This window comes from Paenibacillus lentus (genome assembly GCF_003931855.1).
GTDB lineage: Bacteria > Bacillota > Bacilli > Paenibacillales > Paenibacillaceae > Fontibacillus > Fontibacillus lentus.
This window is the reverse complement of the sequence record NZ_CP034248.1, coordinates 550,954-570,306: the sequence shown is the minus strand read 5'-3', so window position 1 is coordinate 570,306 and position 19,353 is coordinate 550,954. Positions and strand designations below refer to the sequence as shown.

General features: G+C 48.2%; 14 protein-coding genes. 10 read left to right on the top strand and 4 right to left on the bottom strand.

The features are described from left to right. The first annotated feature begins 638 nt into the window (after positions 1–638). A complete protein-coding gene (locus EIM92_RS02695; protein WP_125081363.1) occupies positions 639–2,555 on the top strand; it encodes a sensor histidine kinase in 1,917 nt (638 codons plus the stop codon). Continuing rightward, the gene (locus tag EIM92_RS02690; RefSeq protein WP_125081362.1) at positions 2,530–4,128 is read left to right on the top strand and encodes a response regulator; all 1,599 of its coding nucleotides are present in this window, start codon (positions 2,530–2,532) and stop codon (positions 4,126–4,128) included. The genes EIM92_RS02695 and EIM92_RS02690 overlap by 26 nt, the downstream gene beginning before the upstream one ends. 33 nt (positions 4,129–4,161) lie before the next feature. Here the strand turns inward: EIM92_RS02690 and EIM92_RS02685 are convergent, their stop codons facing one another. Further along, a complete protein-coding gene (locus tag EIM92_RS02685; protein ID WP_125081361.1) occupies positions 4,162–4,992 on the bottom strand; it encodes a hypothetical protein in 831 nt (276 codons plus the stop codon). A 210-nt stretch (positions 4,993–5,202) separates the two neighbouring features. Beyond that, entirely contained in the window at positions 5,203–5,355 is a 153-nt protein-coding gene (locus EIM92_RS23610) for a hypothetical protein (RefSeq protein WP_164515015.1), read from the bottom strand. A gap of 237 nt (positions 5,356–5,592) precedes the next feature. Between EIM92_RS23610 and EIM92_RS02680 the strand changes: the two genes are divergently transcribed. Continuing rightward, positions 5,593–6,426 carry a formate/nitrite transporter family protein gene (locus EIM92_RS02680; protein ID WP_125081360.1) on the top strand — a complete coding sequence of 278 codons (834 nt, stop codon included), beginning with the start codon at positions 5,593–5,595 and terminating at the stop codon, positions 6,424–6,426. Between the two features lie 121 nt (positions 6,427–6,547). Here EIM92_RS02680 and EIM92_RS02675 read toward each other — a convergent pair whose 3' ends face one another. Beyond that, the gene (locus EIM92_RS02675) at positions 6,548–8,203 is read right to left on the bottom strand and encodes an FAD-dependent oxidoreductase (RefSeq protein WP_125081359.1); all 1,656 of its coding nucleotides are present in this window, start codon (positions 8,201–8,203) and stop codon (positions 6,548–6,550) included. Next, positions 8,200–8,490 carry an ArsR/SmtB family transcription factor gene (locus EIM92_RS02670; RefSeq protein WP_125081358.1) on the bottom strand — a complete coding sequence of 97 codons (291 nt, stop codon included), beginning with the start codon at positions 8,488–8,490 and terminating at the stop codon, positions 8,200–8,202. Before EIM92_RS02670 ends, EIM92_RS02675 begins: the two co-directional genes overlap by 4 nt. A 281-nt stretch (positions 8,491–8,771) precedes the next feature. Between EIM92_RS02670 and EIM92_RS02665 the strand changes: the two genes are divergently transcribed. The 7 genes from EIM92_RS02665 to EIM92_RS02635 all read left to right on the top strand — a co-directional run bounded on the left by EIM92_RS02665 (position 8,772) and on the right by EIM92_RS02635 (position 19,329). Then, positions 8,772–11,540, top strand: a complete 2,769-nt coding sequence (locus EIM92_RS02665) for a sensor domain-containing protein (protein WP_125081357.1) — start codon at positions 8,772–8,774, stop codon at positions 11,538–11,540. Positions 11,541–11,580: 40 nt separating this feature from the next. After that, positions 11,581–12,495 (top strand): nucleoside hydrolase, encoded by a 915-nt coding sequence (locus EIM92_RS02660; RefSeq protein WP_164515014.1) that lies wholly within the window; start codon positions 11,581–11,583, stop codon positions 12,493–12,495. Positions 12,496–12,755: 260 nt separating this feature from the next. After that, positions 12,756–14,660 carry a cache domain-containing sensor histidine kinase gene (locus EIM92_RS02655; RefSeq protein WP_246021182.1) on the top strand — a complete coding sequence of 635 codons (1,905 nt, stop codon included), beginning with the start codon at positions 12,756–12,758 and terminating at the stop codon, positions 14,658–14,660. Positions 14,661–14,686: 26 nt separating this feature from the next. Continuing rightward, positions 14,687–16,198 carry a response regulator transcription factor gene (locus EIM92_RS02650; RefSeq protein WP_125081355.1) on the top strand — a complete coding sequence of 504 codons (1,512 nt, stop codon included), beginning with the start codon at positions 14,687–14,689 and terminating at the stop codon, positions 16,196–16,198. Positions 16,199–16,316: 118 nt separating this feature from the next. After that, on the top strand, positions 16,317–17,594 hold the full coding sequence (locus EIM92_RS02645; protein ID WP_125081354.1) for an ABC transporter substrate-binding protein: 1,278 nt from the start codon (positions 16,317–16,319) through the stop codon (positions 17,592–17,594). A gap of 29 nt (positions 17,595–17,623) precedes the next feature. After that, positions 17,624–18,508 (top strand): carbohydrate ABC transporter permease, encoded by an 885-nt coding sequence (locus EIM92_RS02640; protein WP_125081353.1) that lies wholly within the window; start codon positions 17,624–17,626, stop codon positions 18,506–18,508. Beyond that, on the top strand, positions 18,505–19,329 hold the full coding sequence (locus EIM92_RS02635; protein ID WP_125081352.1) for a carbohydrate ABC transporter permease: 825 nt from the start codon (positions 18,505–18,507) through the stop codon (positions 19,327–19,329). The genes EIM92_RS02640 and EIM92_RS02635 overlap by 4 nt, the downstream gene beginning before the upstream one ends. The last annotated feature ends 24 nt before the right edge of the window (positions 19,330–19,353 follow it).

Below are 19,353 nucleotides of genomic sequence, written 5' to 3'. Positions count from 1 at the left end.
TTTTTATGAACTTATATCATTCAAGGAATCTGGGATTAATACGACTGCAGAACCGTAGGAACATGTTACATTCCTGCACCACGGACTTCCACACTATTTTAATAGTTCAATTGATGTAAATGTATTTATAGTAGTTAATTTTTGTGGTAGAGGAGGGAAAGTAGATTTAAATGTATTTCATGTTGTTAAAAGTAGGGAAATTGCCGATTATGGACTGGACTCTTGATTCTAGATGCGTAAAATCCATCTAATCTCCTGGAACACTCGTTTAGGGCGTAACTAGATGCGTAAAATCCATCTAGTTATGACAGCGTGGTATTATGCACCTTAGGCATACCCTCTTAGCGCATGTCGGCTTAGTAAGTGCACCTTAGGCATACCCTCTTAGCGCATGTCGGCTTAGTAAGTGCACCTTAGGCATACCCTCTTAGCGCATGTCGGCTTGGTAAGTGTGCCTTAGGCATCTCCTCTTAGCGCATGCCAGCCTGGTATGTGCATCTTTATTAAGGCGTCCTAGTGCAGAGCATCTTGTGTAAGGCCGCCTTAGTGTACGATATAGCTAGGTATTTCGTAACCTTATTTGATGAACTAGAGAACGGCAAATAGCGTATTTTTGCCAAGGACAGGAAGTGCAGAGGATGAAGCAGCGCATAATTTCAGCTTGGCAGTCGATCATCTATTGGCTCAAGCGCAGATCGATGCAGAGCCGTCTTGTCACCGCGTATATTGTCATTATTTTAATTCCGAGCATTATTATTTCTAATTATTTTTTCAATGAAATCAGCAAGACGTATAACCGGGATGCGGTGAAGCAAAGTCAGTTCATGCTGGAGCTGGAAAAATTCCATATTGAGAAGCAGATTGAGGTGATGGAATCCGCTGCGCAAATTACACTATTGGATCAGGAATTAATGGATTATTTGACTCTGAGTGAGGAGCCGGGAACAGTTGATTTGCTGGAGCTTACTCGGGGAACCTTTGCTGATTTTACGCGGATTCAATTCAATAATCCCAGTATTTTACATTGGCGGCTCTTCGGCAGCAATCCTTTAATTCATGAAATATGGCCGATTGTGTTCCAGGAGCAGAGAATTGAGAATGAAGCCTGGTATGCTGAGGCGACAGCTTTGGGCGGCACGGAAATGTGGGTATTTCAGAAGAGTGACCGGGATATTATGAAGCGCTATACGGCAGAGCCAAATGCGAACCAGCCGAAAGTGTCTTTGCTGCGGGAAATCAATAAGGGAGGCAGGCATGTCGGTATCATCAGCATCGAGATGCTGCTCAAGGAATTCTCTCCAAAGACGTTCGCAGGGATCGGCGATGCCGAATATCAGATGATGATTATGGATCGATATGGCATGTTGTTCATGGATGAGGGACGAAACATTACCGGGGACAATGAGGCGTTGATCGGGGAAGTGCACCGGCAGTTTGCCCAGCTGCAGCAGAGCGGCAAGGAGACAAGCGAATTCAAAATTAATGACCGCTCTTATTTGATCACGGCCTCTCCGGTGAATCGAGTAGGAGCTCATTTGATCAACGTGATTTCTATGGAGGAGCCTTTAAATCACATATCTCAACTTAAAAGGCAGATTATCGTCGCCAATATTATATTGATTCTCGTACTCTCGATTATTACGTATTTTCTGAATTCTATGATCCTAAAGGGCTTGAAACGACTGACGGACGCCATGAAAAAAGTGCGCAGGGGAGAGTTCAATACAACAGCACCTCGCCTTGAGGGAAGCGGAGAGGTCGGTGAGCTGGCGCATCATTTCAATAAGCTGTTGCAAACGATTAATGAGCTGATCGCTCAGGGAGTCCGGAAGCAGGCGATCACGAAGGAAGCGGAGCTGCGGACGCTTTACAGCCAGATCGATTCCCACTTCCTATATAACACGCTGGAGAATATAAAAATGCTGGCTGAGATCGAGAATCAGAGAACGATTTCCGATGTGTTGACTTCGTTAGGCGGGTTGATGCGCTACAACTTCAAATGGACAGGTGAATACGTAAAATTAAAGGACGAAATTCGCCATATCCAGAACTATATTGAAATTATGAATATCCGTTTTGACGAGCCTGTGACGTTGTCATTGGACATACCGCCACATTTTATGGAGCTGGAAGTGTTGAAGATGTCGCTGCAGCCGCTTATAGAGAACAGTGTTAAATATTCTTGGCCTGACGGGGGAAGTCAGAAGCGGGAAATTAAGATTACGGTGAAGGACTGGGAGGATAGCGGGGTTATCATTACCGTAGCTGATAATGGAGTCGGCATTGATGAACTCCTTGTCAGCCGGATTAACGCCAGCATCGTGGCCTCGGGATTACAGGAAAGGGAGCGGGTAGGCTTTGGGCGGAGCGAGGAAAAGACAGAAGGAATCGGACTAAGAAACGTTCATGAACGGATATTGCTCTATTACGGTAAACCCTATGGTCTGGAGGTCTTCAGTGTACAGGGGGAATATGCCAAAGTCGTGATGAGAATCCCGAAGGTGCTGCTAACAGGAAGGGGAATGGACATTGAGAAAGCTATTGATCGTGGATGATGAGAAGAATATCCGGTTAGGATTAAAAATGATGATTGAGCGTGAATATCCTGATACATATACCATCGTGACGGCGACCCATGGGGAAGAAGCCCTTGCTGTGTACCGTAACGAGGGAGCGGATATCGTCATTACGGACATTCGCATGCCGGTCATGGATGGCATTCTCTTCATTGAGAAGCTGAGTGATATCGCTTCAGCAGAGGAGCATCAACCTAAGCCGAACATTATCATTTTAAGTGGCTATGAGGATTTCGAATATGCGAGAGCGGCGATCAAATATCAGGTGCAGGAATATTTGCTAAAGCCAATTCGGCGGGATGAGCTGTTTGTCGCGCTGCAGAAATGTGAAGAAGAGCTTAACAAGCGTTTAAAATTGGCGGAGAAGATTGCTGGAGCTGAGTCTTATCGACTGAAGCTGCAGTCCAGCCGCTTGCAGGAGCTGCTGCTGCAGAATGAGCTGGATGAACAAGAGCGGCGGGAGCTGGAACGGGAAATTTCATTTGAGAATTATGCGGTTCCTTTTACCGTAGCCGTTGCCGCTTATAAGTATGAGGATGGACGCGAGATAAAGCGGGGAGAATTAATGGCCCTAGCGGAGCAGCTGCTTCAATGCGGGGAGGGGCTTGTATTGAACGCGACATTCCCTGATCGCGAGGGCCGGGTTGTGCTTATCGGCAGCTCCAGCGATAATTTTGCCGAACTGGCTCGAACAGCCGAGAGTAAAGGCTTGAACGGCATGCTGTTCGGAGTAAGCGAGGAAGGAGAACGCCTTGATGATATCCAAATTTGCTATAGCCAGGCGCTTCAAGCCTTGCAATATTCTTTTATTTATCCTCAAGTCCAATTGATCAATTATCGGGATGTCCAGGGGCAACGACTGGTGTATGCCGTACCCGAGGAGGACATTCGGAAGCTTGGCAACATCCTTGGTACCAATAGGGAGAAGGAGATTAGCCCCTTGCTGCATGCGATCTTCCATAGTGATCAGCTGGCTGAGCTGGATATCCAATATATTGAGCGGATCAGTCAACGGGTTAATGAACAGGTGCTCGACGAAGTGTTTCGCGTATATGGTGAAGCATCTGTGGAGGTGCTCAAGCTGTACCGCAAGGTAGGTACGATGAGTGGATTTCGCCATTTTCATGATTATTTCAGGTCATTGGAGCAGCTATTGTTTAGTCTGCATGAGTATATTAAGGGGATTCGTTCCGCTCATACCGAACATGGCGACATGAAGGAGGCGGTAGCCTATATTGAAAACAATTATCATCGCTCCCTCAATATGGCGATCGTCAGCAATCATGTATCATTGAATTACTCGTACTTTAGTGAAGCATTTAAAGCCTATACTGGCGAGAGCTTTGTAGTCTATCTGAAAAAAGTAAGGATCCGCAAGGCCAAGCAATTGCTGCACGATCAAACGCTCAGGCTTGCGGATATCGGGATGGCGGTGGGTTTTGAAAATACGAAGCAATTCTCCCGTGTATTTAAGGAGCTGGAGGGGATTTCCCCGTTCGAATACCGGACGAAGCTGCTGGCTAGTCCGAATCAGCCGCATAGTCATGCTTGAATAACGTTTGAAAACATAGCAGATATAATGAAATTAGGGCAAGCGGGCGGATGCTTTCTTTATAATGGCTGATATTTGAGCTTCAAGGCCGTACATGTTTTGCTTATGGGTGAGAATCTGTTTTGAAAGATTGCCCAGTCGGTTCAAAGTATCTTCAGCGCGGCCAGCATCCTTATTTTTTAGAGCAGTCTTGAAGTTTTTCCACTCAGTAGAGATGCTCTTGTTCTTACTGCTAATTGCGCTTCGTTCGGCTTTAAGTTTAATTTTTATAGCATCGATTTGGGATAATACAGCCCGAATTTCTTTCGTTTTTCGTGTTCTTTCGCTCTTGGCCGTCTTCAGCTCGGCATTCCTATTCCGAATGTGGAGACGGGCAAGGTTGATTGCTGGCTTCATTGCATCGGCTTTTTGTTTAAGTGCTTTGTATAGGCTCTTGTCTTTCAGCGCCTTGACGGCTGCGGCTTGCTTATTCAAGGAGCTGTGCAAGTCGAGTAGCGGCTGCAGCTTGCTTCGTGCTGCTTTGGCTTGATTGTCGAGCTTGAGGATTTTATCGGCGTCCAGATTCGTGATTTGCTTACGAACCTTGTTAAGCTGAGTCTCATTGCTTAGCCGGAGGCTGGTGGTTTTGGTGTCTTGAGCATTGATTTTCTTTTGAAGGTCTGCCAAATCACTGTACTGCTTAATGAGCCGTGTCTTTGCTTTACCGCCTACAGCTTCCGCCGTCTTCTCCAGAGAGGCCTTCACGGAGTCGGTGAATTCCATCGCAGCTGCAGCTGGAGGCGGTGGAGCAATATAACTTTGAATGAATACTCCTACGATGAACAAGATTATCCATCGCAAAATTCTATTACTGCGCAATGCCATGCTTCATTCATCTCCTTCTTCATTAAGTCATGATTACGACAAAAAAAGCACCTGCAAGAATAGGCGCTGGCGCCTGCTCTTACGGGTGCTTCCATCGTAAGCTGTTGCTTAATCATTATTTCTGTCCAATATACATGATACAGGCAGTAAATGTCAATCAATCCTTTCACCCGAACATACACTGAAGCAAAGTCGGGTATTGGATCAGTTTTAGGAATTCATCTCAGTGACAGTAGGCTGCATATGCTCCAGCTTGCGGATAATCTCCTTTTGCCATTTTACATCGCCCAGATGTGTAGCAAGATTTAACAGATCTAGGTAATCGTCGACTTGGAGGGATGCTTTGCGTGCTGATAAGTTCATATCCATTACTCTCCTTATGTTAACGTAAATCATATCAGAACCATGAATGCTAATAAAACAATAATGATAATCATTATCAAGTACTCTATTCTCATTATGCACAATTATTCGGCGAAAGTAAATAAGCTGACAGGGTTATATTATATAAAAGGGAATCTGTCCGCTCCTCCCATCCTGGTCTTGACAATGGCTAGGATATATGGACAATGAGTTAATATCATGATTCGGGAGGCCGCTATGGAAACAGAAACGCTATACAAAGTAGAGGAGCTGGCTCTTAAGAAGCACCGCATCTTCAAGCAGAACCTGCTCCATTACATCGCAAGATCCATGCTCGCCAGCATGTTTATCGGATTTGGGGTCATTGTGGCCTTTAAGACGGGCAATTTCTTCTATTTAGAACAGTCCCCGCTGACTTATCCGATGGCGGCTATCACGTTTGGTGCGGCTATTATTCTGATCGCATACGGTGGCGGGGATCTCTTTACCGGAAATACGTTCTACTATACGTACGCCGCTTTAAGGAAGCGGTTGAAGTGGGTCGAAGCCGTGAAGCTCTGGGTGTTCAGTTACTCCGGCAATATTCTGGGGGCTGCTGCCTTTGCGCTTCTGATCTTTTTGACAGGACTGTTCACGGATTCGTCGGTAAATGGCTTTTTGCTTAATGTAGTAGAGCAGAAAATGACGACATCTACGTCTGAATTGTTCTTTCGGGCTATTTTATGTAACTGGCTAGTTTGCCTCGCATTCTTTATTCCTATGTCCTTAAAAGGAGACGGAGCAAAGATGTTTGCGATGATGCTGTTCGTGTTTTGCTTTTTTATTTCAGGATACGAGCACAGCATAGCCAACATGTGTACCTTCGCGATTGCGCTTGTGCTGAACCATCCAGGTACGATTTCATTCGCTGGTGTGCTGCACAATTTGGTTCCGGTGACGATTGGCAACTTGATCGGAGGCGTTATATTCATGGGCTTCATGTATTACTATGTGAATAAACCTTATCTTGACGCAGAGGATAAAGGTAAGCTGTTGATCAATAACGCTCAAGGCAATAAAAAGAAGAAGTAATGGCAACGAAAAAGAAATAAACCGGCCGAATCCTCCGGTGGCGGAGGATGGCCGGTTTTGTTTTGTTTTCTGGCGCACTACTCTAGGTCTAGAGGCCAGTAAAAATTCAGGATGGCGGATGTTAAAGTCCTGGTTTATAATGGTGCATTTGATAAGTCATATAACCGCCTGTCAGGTTTCGAGTGCGGAAGCCGTTTTGGTTCAAAATGCGCGATGCCGTGTATCCGCGAAGACCAACCTGGCAATATAGCCAAATTTCCTTGCCTGCCTCCAATTCGTCCAGGCGCTGGCGCAGCTCGTCGACAGGAATGTGAATGGAGCCAGGGATATGCCCGCGTGCATGCTCAGCCGCAGTTCTTACGTCGACCAGTTGGGTGTTGTCCATATCGCGTTCTTCCAATTCTCTCGGAAGGAATACATGCGTTTTCCCAGTCAGCACGTTCTCTGCTGCATACCCCGCCATATTGACGGGATCTTTTGCGGAGGAATAAGGGGGGGCATAGGTTAGCTCAAGCTCTGTCAGATCCGTGACGCTGCCTTTAAAGCGAATGGCGGAGGCAAGAACGTCGAGCCGTTTGTCCACCCCACCTTTGCCAATAGCCTGGGCTCCAAGCACCTCTCCTGCAGGACCGAACAACAGCTTGATGGCCATTGGCGAAGCGCCTGGATAATAAGTGGCGTGAGAGCTTGGATGTACATATATGGCATGATACGGCGTACCAAGGCGCTGCAGCATCTTCTCGTTATTGCCGGTAGATGCCCCGGTTAGATTGAATACTTTAATAATGGAAGTACCTTGTGTTCCTTTATAAGTCGTTCCCAGTCCACAGATGTTATCCGCAGCGATTCTACCCTGCTTATTCGCTGGGCCGGCGAGAGGTACCGCTGTCTGCAGGCCGCTCACGAAATCGGTTGTCTCCACGGCGTCACCTACGGCGTAAACGTCCTTCAGATTCGTTTGCATGTATTCATCGACTACGATATGGCCTTTTGGGCCGAGAACAATACCGCTAGATTGCAGGAAGCGAGTATCCGGAGCAACGCCGATCGCCAAAATGACGAGGTCTGTTTGAATATCTTCGCCGCTGGCTAGTTTGACCTTGACCTGGCCGTTCACGTCCTCGAAGGCCGAGACACTGTCGCCAAGGCGCAGCTTCACGCCGTGTTGCTCCATTTCTTTCGCCAAAATATTAGACATTTCTCTGTCAAATGGCGCTAAAATTTGCGGGCTTGCCTCTACAAGGGTGACGTCCAAGCCGATTTCTCGCAAATTCTCCGCCATTTCGACACCGATAAATCCACCGCCGATGACGACGGCCGAACGGCGGCCTGCCTCCGTTACCTGCTCTTTTATTCGATCTGTGTCTGGAATGTTGCGGAGTGTAAAGATCTGGGGATGCTCGATGCCCGGCAGTGCAGGACGAATGGGGCTGGCGCCAGGCGATAGAATAACCGCATCATAGGATTCCTCGTAGTCTCCGCGTTCCTCGCTGCGAACCTTCACTGTTCGCGTTGCCGGATCGAGGGAGAGGACCTCACTGCCCGTTCGCACATCGATATTGAAACGTTGGCGCATCGCCTCCGGCGTCTGTACGATCAGCTTGGAACGTTCTTTAATCGTGTCCCCGATATAATAAGGAAGTCCGCAATTGGCAAATGAAATATACGGATCGCGCTCGAATAGAATGATATGAGCCTTTTCGTCCAATCGACGGAGCCGTGCAGCTGCGGAGGCTCCTCCAGCCACACCGCCGACAATCAATATTTTTCTCTTCATATTGAATCCTCCCCGAATATCGTTATAATGAGCTGCTTGACCTTTTCATTTTCAATCGTGTAATGGATCTCGTGCCTGTGGCGTTGGGCCTTGACGATCCCGCTCATCCTAAGCTTTTGCAGATGCTGAGAAACTGTAGACTGCGGAATTTCCAAGCAATCCTGCATATATGAAACATTACAGGGACCATTCTTCAGCAGCCCGCGGGCGATACAAAGGCGAACCGGATGAGCCAGCGCTTTAAGCATTTCGGCAGCTTCTTCGTACGCATTGAAGTTATTATCCATGATCTACCTCCGAAATTCGTAATATCATAATATCACAATATCACAATATCACAATATTACGATATTACGATATTATTTGCAAGTATGTGTTAAATCGGCACAAGAACTAGAGAAAAGGATAGGTGAAAATAGCTCCTTGTTCCATATCTCGTATGTTAATATTAGACAATATAGGGAGAAATTCTACTCACGGCAATATCTACAGCTTAATTTTCCCACTATACTTCCTCTCCTTGTAGTAGTTAATAGACATTTTATGCAGCCAAAAAGGAGGAGCCCGGGTGCAGGGAATACATATGTTGATTTTACTCGGAATAACAACGCTCGGCATGATTTGTTTGCTTGTGCTAACTTATCAGTTAAGAAAAAATTTGCAGACCGAGAGAGCCTTGTGCCACGATATCTTCGATCATCCTCATTTATGTATTTGGACGGTTAAACCGGATAAGACGATCGTAAGGCTCAATAGCTATAGCGAACGGCTGATCGGAGTCAAGGGAAGCGAGATTATAGGACGTAAATATGATGAAATCGCTGTGCTGCGGAATAGCTGGCAGGAAGTCATCGTGTTGCTGAATGATGCGCTTGCTCAGAAATTTGTAGAAAATAAGGAAGTCGTGATTTTTCTTGAGGATCAAGATCAATATAGAACGTTCTCGTTCAGAACCTCGGCAATTAACGGTGCTTCAGGAACTTCAGAGCCGAGCCGTATTATGTTGATTGGCTTGGATATTCATGAACGCAGGATGTCTCAGGATAGGCTGCAGAGTAGTTATCAGGAGCTGGAGGCGACCTACCAGACCTTGACGGCTACGCAGGAAGAAATGAAGCGCCAATACGATGAACTTGTGGTGAATCAAGAGAAGCTTCGAGTTAGCGAGGAAAGATTTAGGTTGGCTACTCGCGGTTCGGGAGCTGTCATTTGGGATATAGATCCAGCCCTTGGAACCTATTTTGTATCGGATCGTTTCTACGATTTGTTAGGATATGAACGTGGTGAGGTCGAATTGACTGTTCATGGGTTGAAAAAGATCATTCATCCTGACGACTGGGTGGATACGGAGCGGTCCCGGCAGGCCTGTCTGAGCGGATGTACGCCGGTGTACGAGAGCGAGTATCGTATCAGGAAGAAGGATGGGGAATATTTATGGATGCAGGTCCGGGGAATAACGAGAAGGAACGGCGAGGGGCAGGTTGTCAGATTTGCTGGCTCGATGATCGATATCACGGAACGAAAGCGCTATGAACTGAAGCTGGAAGAGAGCTGCCGGGAGCTGGAATCTGCTTGCGAGGAGCTGACGAAAACCCAGCGGCAGTTGCTTGAGAATTATAAGAAGCTGGTTGAGAACCAGGATATGCTTAGTCGAAGTGAAAAGCAGCACCGACTCGTCATTGAGGCTTCCAATGCGGGTATATGGGAAATAGATTTGCTTCGTAATAAGAGATATTATTCTCCACGTTGGTTTGAGTTGTTGGGTTATACACAGGACGACCACGTTTCCAGCGAGATTTTGGACAACCTCATTCACCCGGAGGATGTCAATGCAGTACAGAAAGCGATGGACGATGTGACACAAGGACGGAAGGAACTGTTTGAATGCGAATACAGGCTGCGGGTGAAGAGCGGGGAATACCGCTGGTTCCTCGGCCGGGGCAAAGCGTTGTTTGATAAGCGCGGCCGGGCCTACCGCATGGCCGGTATCCACGAGGATATCCACGAGTTGAAGCTGTCTCAGGAGAAGCTGCGTCAACTGGCCTATTATGACACTTTAAGCGGCTTGCCGAATCGATTATACATGCTGAAGGAGCTGGAGGAATATTTTGCTGCATCGGATGCGATGGCGGCAATATTTTTTGTCGATACCGATAATTTCAAGTATGTAAACGATACTTTGGGGCATAAGTTCGGGGATCAGTTGCTTATAGAGGCTAGCCGGCGGCTTACTAGCATGATTGGCAATAGGGCGATGCTGTTTCGTTTCGGGGGTGATGAGTTTGTCGTGTTCATGCGCGACATTCAGGATGAGTCGGAGGCGATAGCTGTGGCAGAAAGAGTGATCACGGGATTCAAAGAGCCGTTCCGAATGAATGATAGCGATCTGGCGGTGTCTGTAAGCGTCGGCATTTCCTTTTATCCGAAGGATGGCCGCAATGTGGAGGAAATCTTGAGAAATGCGGATGTGGCGATGTATAACGCCAAGGAAGCGGGTAAAGGTAAATATGTATTGTTCGATCCGGCGTTTCTCAGGACATTCAACGAACGGGTTCAACTGGAGACGCAGCTTCGTCATGGCATTGAAAATAACGAATTTATACTGCATTATCAGCCCAAAATCAGCCGTAGGACAGGCCGGATAATGGGCTTTGAGGCCTTGATTCGTTGGAATAGCTCTGTGCTTGGTCCGCTCTCTCCACTGACCTTCATCCGGATCGCTGAAGATAGCAGATTAATCGTCCCTATTGGGGAATGGGTGCTGGCGGAGTCCTGCCGGTTTGCGGCGAAATTGCAGTTTGAAGCGTATGGGCAGCTGAGGATTTCCGTGAACATATCCATTGTTCAACTTGTACAGGAGGATTTTGTCGATATGGTGCTCCGCATTTTGAAAGACACGGGATTGTCTCCCGAGCATCTGGAGCTTGAAATCACCGAGTCCGTATCTTTGGGGATGATCTGCCCTGACGTATTGATTGGCAAGCTGGAGAAGCTACAAGCTGCGGGGGTTCATCTGGCCTTGGATAATTTTGGAACAGGTTATATATCTCTCAGTTACTTGCAGCAGTTGCCGCTGACTACGTTGAAGATCAGCCCATCATTTATTACTCAAATTTCGGATCAAGGGGATGAGTGCTCCCTCGCCCGGGCTATGGTTCTGATCGGTAGACGGATGGGCTTGAATATCGTGGCCGAGGGCGTAGAAACCGTGAAGCAGCTGGAGCATGTGAAGCAGTCCAGGTACGATCTTATTCAAGGCTTTTACATCAGCAGGCCTTTGCCTGAGGAGGAGGCGTTAACACTAATTAGGAGTAATAAAGTATATAATATGTGCTAGAGTGAATGATTTACTCATCTTGGTCAAAGGAGAGACGTCTTTGAAACCGATTATTATGGATGTAGATACAGGCATTGATGATGCACTTGCTATAGCCTACGCCGCCCATTCTCCTGAGCTGGAGTTAGTCGCTTTGACGACCTGCTTCGGAAATATCCCGGTTGAAGAGGCAACCCGCAACACGTTGTTCATGCTGGAAAAGTTAGGTAAGTCCGTCCCTGTTTATGAGGGAGCAGGCGCACCGTTGTGCGGTACATTGAAGAAGCACTACGCAAGGCATATTCACGGAGAAGACGGTCTTGGCAATGCATGGAGGGAAGAGCCGCTAGGGCATAAATCCGATATCGCGGCCTCCGATTATATGATTCAGCAAGTGAAGGAGCGGCCTCATGAAATGACGATCATCGCCGTGGGGCCGCTCACGAACTTAGCACTGGCTATGGAGAAGGCGCCGGAAATCGTCCCCCTAATTGGTGAAGTCGTGGTAATGGGCGGTGCAGTTACTGTCCCTGGGAATGCTACTCCTTACGGCGAAGCCAATATGGTCGCTGATCCAGAAGCAGCTGCAGTCGTCTTCGCGTCAGGCGTTCGGTTAAAGCTCGTCGGCCTGGACGTTACGCTGCAAACATTGCTGTCCAGTGATCATTTGGAGATGTGGCGGAGTGCCGGACACGAGCTGGGACTATGGCTTGCGGAGATGACGGAGTTCTATGTCGATGTATATGAATCCCTCTATCCCGGGATTGGCGGCTGCGGACTGCATGACCCGCTTGCGGTGGGTGTCGCCATTGATCCTAGCCTAGTCTCGTGTGAGACAATGCGGGTTACCGTAGTTACCGAAGGGGAGGCTGCAGGCCAAACGGTGGGATCGTATGAAGGGGAGCCGAGGATCGAAGTGTGCATGAAGGTAGACGCTGAGCGGTTTCTGCAGCACTTTTTAAGCCGGGTTGTATAAGTTATGAAATGCGAGGTTTAGGTGCGAAGCAGCCCTTTGGACTTAGTTATGAGCATACTGCTGTAGGGAGTTCGCTCTCCATTTTATAAGTGCAATTGTTTAAGCGCCCCGATACAGTTGGAGGGGACTGACAATTGAACAATGATTAAAACACCTTCAAGAATTGTTAATCATGTCGTAAGATATGAAAGACAACTGGAAGGTGTATTTTTTTGTAGAAATTTTGGTAAAGGGCCACTGGAAAGTAGAAGCGGATAAAAATGTGGTTCGACCGACCGCCGTCAGGCAGCAATACACCGTGCGCTGGGAGACTGTGCGGCGGTACGATTTCAAGGGAGATTGAAGGGGTTTCTATGACAAGAATGCTGCGTTTCCTACGAAAGTTTATGTTTCGAAAAACAATTTATCGCACTTTTCTCATTTACTATTTGTTCGGTAACCTACTGCTGCTCGTGCTGCTTGGGATGTTATCCATTCGCGATTCGACCCGGATGATTACGGAAGAGGTGATCCGGTCAAGCAATAAGGTGATGGAGCAGGCTGCTCAAGGCTTAAGCTTCAACCTGGAGGAGACGAAGCGTTCGCTGCTGGTGCTGGCAAGCAACCAATCCGTCGGCGCAATCATGCGGCATGCTGAAGTGCCTGACATGGCCTATTTGCTGCAGCATGAACGGAACATTTCTGAAATTACACAGAGCATCAATACGTACCAGTCATTAATCAGTGATGTTCTCATCCTGGGGAAAAACGGGTATGTCAACAATTTGAACGGGCGGAGCTCGCTTTGGTGGGAGTATGCTTTCGGGGCGCAGCCATGGGCACAGGAATCCTTTCAACCTCGGCAAGGGGATTATTTTTTTAGCCTAGGCATACATCATCAGGATTATTATTTAAGCTCGGACATTTCTCGTTATGGACGTCCCACCTTGTCCGTAGCCATGCAGGTCAAAGGCTTTCGCCGCGAGGTCATCGGCTCGGTCATTGCCAACCTCGATTTGCAGAAGGTAAACAGCATGTTCGAGCGCAACAACTATCAGAACAAAGGGAGCATCTTTCTGATTGACGAGAACAGGAGAATCATCGTTCATCAGAATAACGAAGAAATCGGCCAAATCATGGACATTGATGGGATCGATGAGATCTACGAGCAGAAGTCGGGCAATTTCCGCACGCCATTGTACGGGGAGGAGCATTTGATTATTTATCAGCCGACGGCCGTTGAAGGCTGGATGATGATCTCTGCCGTGCCGATGCATGAAATTACGAACCAATCGGCTCCGCTAAAGTCGAACCTGGCGCGAATCCTTTACTTATGTCTGATTCTAAACGTGTTGATCAGCCTGGCGGTTACCTTTCGTATTTCCCGGCCGATGCAAGGGCTGCTGAAGACGCTGGATAAAATCGGGACGGACGACATGCTGTACATTCGCGATAAGAACTACCAGTATCACGAAATCAATCAGATCGGGATGAAGTTCAAAGAGCTTATGGACCGGATCGACCTGCTCATTCAGCAAAACTACTTAACTCAGATTGCGCTGAAAGAAGAAGAGCTGAAGGCACTGCAAGCCCAGATCAATCCTCATTTTCTGTTCAATACGCTGCAGCTGTTGCAGACCGAAATTGTATGCGGTAACATCGAGTCTTCCAATCATATCGTGCTTTCCTTAAGCCACATGTTCCGTTATTCGATGAGACAGTCGGGGGAGCTGGTGGAGCTTAGAACGGAGCTGGAGCACGTACGGAATTATCTTTATATTATGAATAAAAAATACGATGACCGTTTGCAGGTCGATGAGTACATTCCAGATCAGCGCGTATTGCCGTGCAGAATACCCAAGCTGCTGCTGCAGCCTGTCGTGGAGAACTGTATCCGGCATGGATTCGGCGAGGATCGGCGGGAGGGCGCGATTCGCATCAGCGTCACCACAGTGAAGCGAGGTCTGCTTGTCGCCATTTGTGACAGCGGCAAAGGGATGGATGAAGATGAGCTCAAACGGCTGAGACGGCAGCTGGACAAGCCGAATGAGAAAAACGGGAATATCGGACTTTATAATATTAATCACCGGATTAAGCTGAACTTCGGACAGGATTTCGGAATCCGGGTTCGCAGCACAAAAAATGCCGGCACTTGCGTATATTTAGCTGTGCCGAGGATCGAATAAGCTCGCCTTTACGAGGGGGACATGCCATGAAATTGCTAATAGCGGATGACCAAACTTCCCTGCACACTTTTTTGGATAAAACGATGGATTGGACAGCCTTAGGGATTACAGAAATCAAACATGCTTATGACGGCCGGGAAACGCTTCAGCACCTCGAAGAGTTCCTGCCGGATATCGTCATACTGGACATTCAGATGCCATTTATGAGCGGGATCGAAACCTTGCAGCAGCTGGATCATTCCATAAAGAAGCCGAAAACGGTCATTGTAAGCGCTCACGATGAGTTCACCTATGCGCGGGAGGCGCTACGTCTGGATGTCTATCAATATTTGCTGAAGCCTTTGGATGTCGTATTGCTGAAGAAAACCATTCTTGAGCTTACATCCGCCATACATGCAGAGCAGCAATCCGTTCTGGCCCATGAATTCGGGAAGCTGGTGCACTCCAGGTCTGCGTATGCCAATAGCCTCGCCGTCGTCGAGCGGGCCTGCGGCTTGCTGAAGCTCCAGCAATGCGCCGTCCTCCAGATCGAAGGAGAGAGCCTGAGCGAGCCGCTGCTTGCGGAATGGCTGCTGAAGGCGGAGCCGTCGCTGATTCCGGTAGTTTACCGAAAGAGCCGGGATAAATACAGCTGCCTGCTGGGAATAACCGCTCCCATCCCGGAATCCCGGTTGCTGGAGCTATGCCAGGAGACGTTATCCCGTATCCAAGCCCATATACCTGAACCTGCGGTGAGCATTGGAGCAAGCCGAATGATGGACGGATGCCATGCTGATCAGCTGCCGGAGCTGCTGGAGCAGAGCGAGGAAGCCGGCATGTTGGGCTTCTATACTTGTGACCCTGTAAATGCTTATCAGGAGGAGGCGTTTAACGGGGCATGGGGCATGCAGCATTTTCAGAGCTATGAGCAGGCCTATCGGGAGATGGTTGTCCGCGAATTCGCTCCGGAGGCCGCCAGGAAGCTGACCGCAGAAATGTTTGATTATTTCCGGAGCTCGCGGATTCCGCCGGAGGATGTCTACTCTCTCGTTCTTCATTTTCTGTACGTTATTGCCCAATCGATTCCATCTAAGGGCAGGTCAAGTACGAAGCTCGATAACATCACGATGGATGACCTTAGGAGCTATCGTAATATCCGCGAGCTGGAGCTCTTATTTATGAGATTAATCGATCATATCGCCAGCATCATGAAAGGCCCGAACCTGACGGAGGATATGGTTATGAGAGTGAAGCAATATGTCGACCTCAACTATGGGGAGGATTTGTCTCTGCAGATGGTGGCGGACCGGTTTGGCGTAGACCGCTTTCAGTTAAGCAGGCTGTTCAAGCAGGAGATGAATGTGAACTACTGGAACTACGTGATTCAGGTCAGGATGGAGAAGGCTGCCGAATTGCTGCTCCGTACGGAGGAGAAGAACAGCGTGATCGCTTCGGTGACCGGATTTGTCGATGAGAGTCACTTCAGCAGGACGTTTAAAAAATACTATGATGTGTCCCCCAAGCAATACCGTCAGCTCCATCGAGGCGAGAAATATTAAACCGTGCAACGAAATACAAGAAGTTGCGCAACAATATGAATTCCGCCGCGAAAGGAACCGGAGTAAGCTTTGAAATGAGTGTAAGTGCTTACAATGTTGAAATAAGGGGGAACTAAACGTGAAAAGAAAGTCACTGCTGTTGATTATGGTTATGATCGCTACGATGGTGCTCAGCGCCTGCGGAGGCAAAGACAGTTCTGAAAGCGCAGCCAGCGGCGCCGAGGGCGGGCAAAGCAAGCAAAAGGTGAAGCTGAGCATCCTAGCCTGGAACAATGAGTCCGAAATGAAGCCGGTGCTGGAAGGGTTCCAGAAGAAATACCCGCATATTTCTTTCGATTTCCAATTTGCTCCGCCGGTCAAGGACTATATTTCAAAATTGCAGACGATGCTGCTGTCGGATTCCGCGACGGATATTTTTATGATCGCTGCCGAGAACCGCAATGAAATTATCGACGGCGGACACGCGATCGATCTGACAGACTACCCGTTCATGGATGTGATGCTCGACAGCAATAAACCGATGCTGAGCAAGGATGGAAGAACCTACGCTTTTACGCAAAACGGCTGGGTAGGCGGTTGGTTCTACAATAAGGCGTTATTTGAGAAAGCAGGTATTACGGAGCTCCCTGAAACCTGGGATGAGTTCATCGCCGTGTGCTTGAAGCTGAAAGAGGCAGGAATTGTCCCGATTTATGATACCATGCAGGATTTGACGCAAATCCATTCGGCTCTATACGGGAACATGGTGCTGTCCCAAGACCCTGATTTTGACGAGAAGATCTTTGCTGGCGAAAAAACATTTGCCGATGGATGGACAGAAGTGTTTAAAGTGTGGAAAAGAGATTTGATCGATACGAAAATATTGACCTCCGACATGATTGGCCTGACTGGAGATCAAGTCGAAAGCGAGTTTGCACTCGGCAATGTCGCGATGTTCTTCAGCGGTCCATGGGTGATGGATAAATTGACGCAAGTGCCGGATCTGGATTTCGGAGTCATGGGTCTGCCTGGATTCGAGAAAGGCCAGAGCTACTATGTCGGGGCGCCAGGCGTAGGCTTTGCGGTGAATAGCAAGACGAAGAATAAAGAGGAAGCGCTATTGTTCCTGGAGTATTTGAGCAGTGAGGAAGGCCTGCAGTTGTTCCATGAGGGAACGAATTTAATCATAACGGCCAAAGGCTTCGAGGCCGAAGTGCATCCTGCCCTGCAAAACGCATATGAGGAAGGCCTAATGCAAGGCAGAATCTATTTGCCTATGGTGACTTGGCCAAGATATCAGGAAGCGCTAAGAAACCAATTCGTGGTTTCGACCCAGGATATGGCTGTCGGTAAAATTACGCCGGAGGAAGCTGTTCAGGCCATTGATAAGAAATTCATTGAGATGGAGAACTACTAAGGTCTAGCTCACTGAAAGGAAGATCAACCTTGGGTAAATTTATGCGACAGCTCCAATACCAGGTATTTCTGATTCCGATTCTGATCATCTATACGTTGTTTACGATTTACCCGTTAATTCGCTCATTTATGCTTAGCCTGACTAATTTTAACGGGTATTCCAAGAACTACGACTTTATCGGTTTGAAAAATTATGTGCGCTTGTTCGCCGACAACGCGATCGTATCGGGAATTTCATTTACAATATTGTTTGCGCTCGCAACAACGGTGCTGGTTACCTTACTTGCGATTCCGCTAGCGCTGATTCTGGATCAGAATTTTTTCAGCAAAAATGTGCTGCGGGCGGTCTTTTTCTTCCCGTCCATCCCGAGCGGCCTGCTGCTAGCCTTTATCTGGGGTTTTATCTTCGCGCCGATCCCGTCAGGGATACTAAACACATTCCTGCGCGAATCGTTCGGGATGTCGGCCCAGCCCTGGTTATCCGATCCTGTGCTGGCCAAGATATCGACGATAGTCGTCGCTGTGTGGGCCACGACCGGATGGCATGCGGTCATTTATCTGGCCTTCCTGCAGTCGATATCCAAGGACTTCTTCGAGGCAGCGGCGATCGACGGCGCCAGCAAGTGGCAGCAGATCCGCTACATTACTATTCCGCTGCTGGCTCCGGCGATGACGGTGAGCGTGCTGCTCTTAATCACGAACGGCTTGAAGGTTTATGAGATTCCGTTTGCTTTGACGAACGGGGGACCTGGATTTGAGACGCATACGATTACGCAGGTGATCGTGCTGCGGGGGATTTCCGAGGCTCAGTTCGGGCTCGCGTCGGCGATTTCGGTCATCTTCTTCCTTATCGTTCTAGTGATTGGCTTCGTCCAATTCAGCCTGATGCAGAAAAGGGAGGAGCGCATGCAATGATAGGATCCAAACGGAAATTATGGATACTGGATGTTCTTATGCTTCCTTTCGGACTGCTCACCTTTTTCCCTTTTTACATTATTATCGTCAACACGTTTAAAAGTGAGCTCGAGACAGCGACGAAACCAATCAGCTTGCCTTCAAGCTGGAACTTCTCGAATTATGCCAGGGTCTTTGAGGAGACGCCAATACTGCGCAGCTTCGGCAACAGCTTGTTTCTGACCGTAACGGCCGTTATCCTGATGGTGCTGATCGGAGCCATGGCAGCGTATCCGATCGTGTATAACCGGACTCGCGTAAACCGGGTCATTATGGGATACCTGTTGCTTGGGTTCATGGTTCCGTTTCAGACGCTGCTCGTGCCGCTGTTCCAGTTGATGACCAACTTGAAGCTGGTGGATAAGCTGTATGGATTAACGACGATGTATTTAGGGGGCTCGGTGTTTGTCTTCTTCCTGATCCTGGGGTATATGAAGACCATTCCGAAGGATTTGTCGGAGGCGGCCATTATCGATGGCTGCTCGATCTGGGGCATATTCTGGAAGATTATCCTGCCCCTGCTGCAGCCGATTACGGTCACCTGTGCCGTGCTGCAGACGATGTGGATTTGGAACGATTTCCTGTCCCCGATGCTGTTCCTAAGCTCCCGGGAGAATACAACGCTCGTTCTGGAGATCTACAAAGCTAAGGGAGAATTCGCGGTTAACTGGCCGATGTTCATGACGATGACCGTCATTACCCTTGCTCCTGTGTTTGTATTCTTTATCGCCATGCAGAAGCAAATCGTAGAGGGGATCGTAGGTGGGGCAGTGAAAGGGTAGCGGTTTATAGAAAAAGGCAAAGCA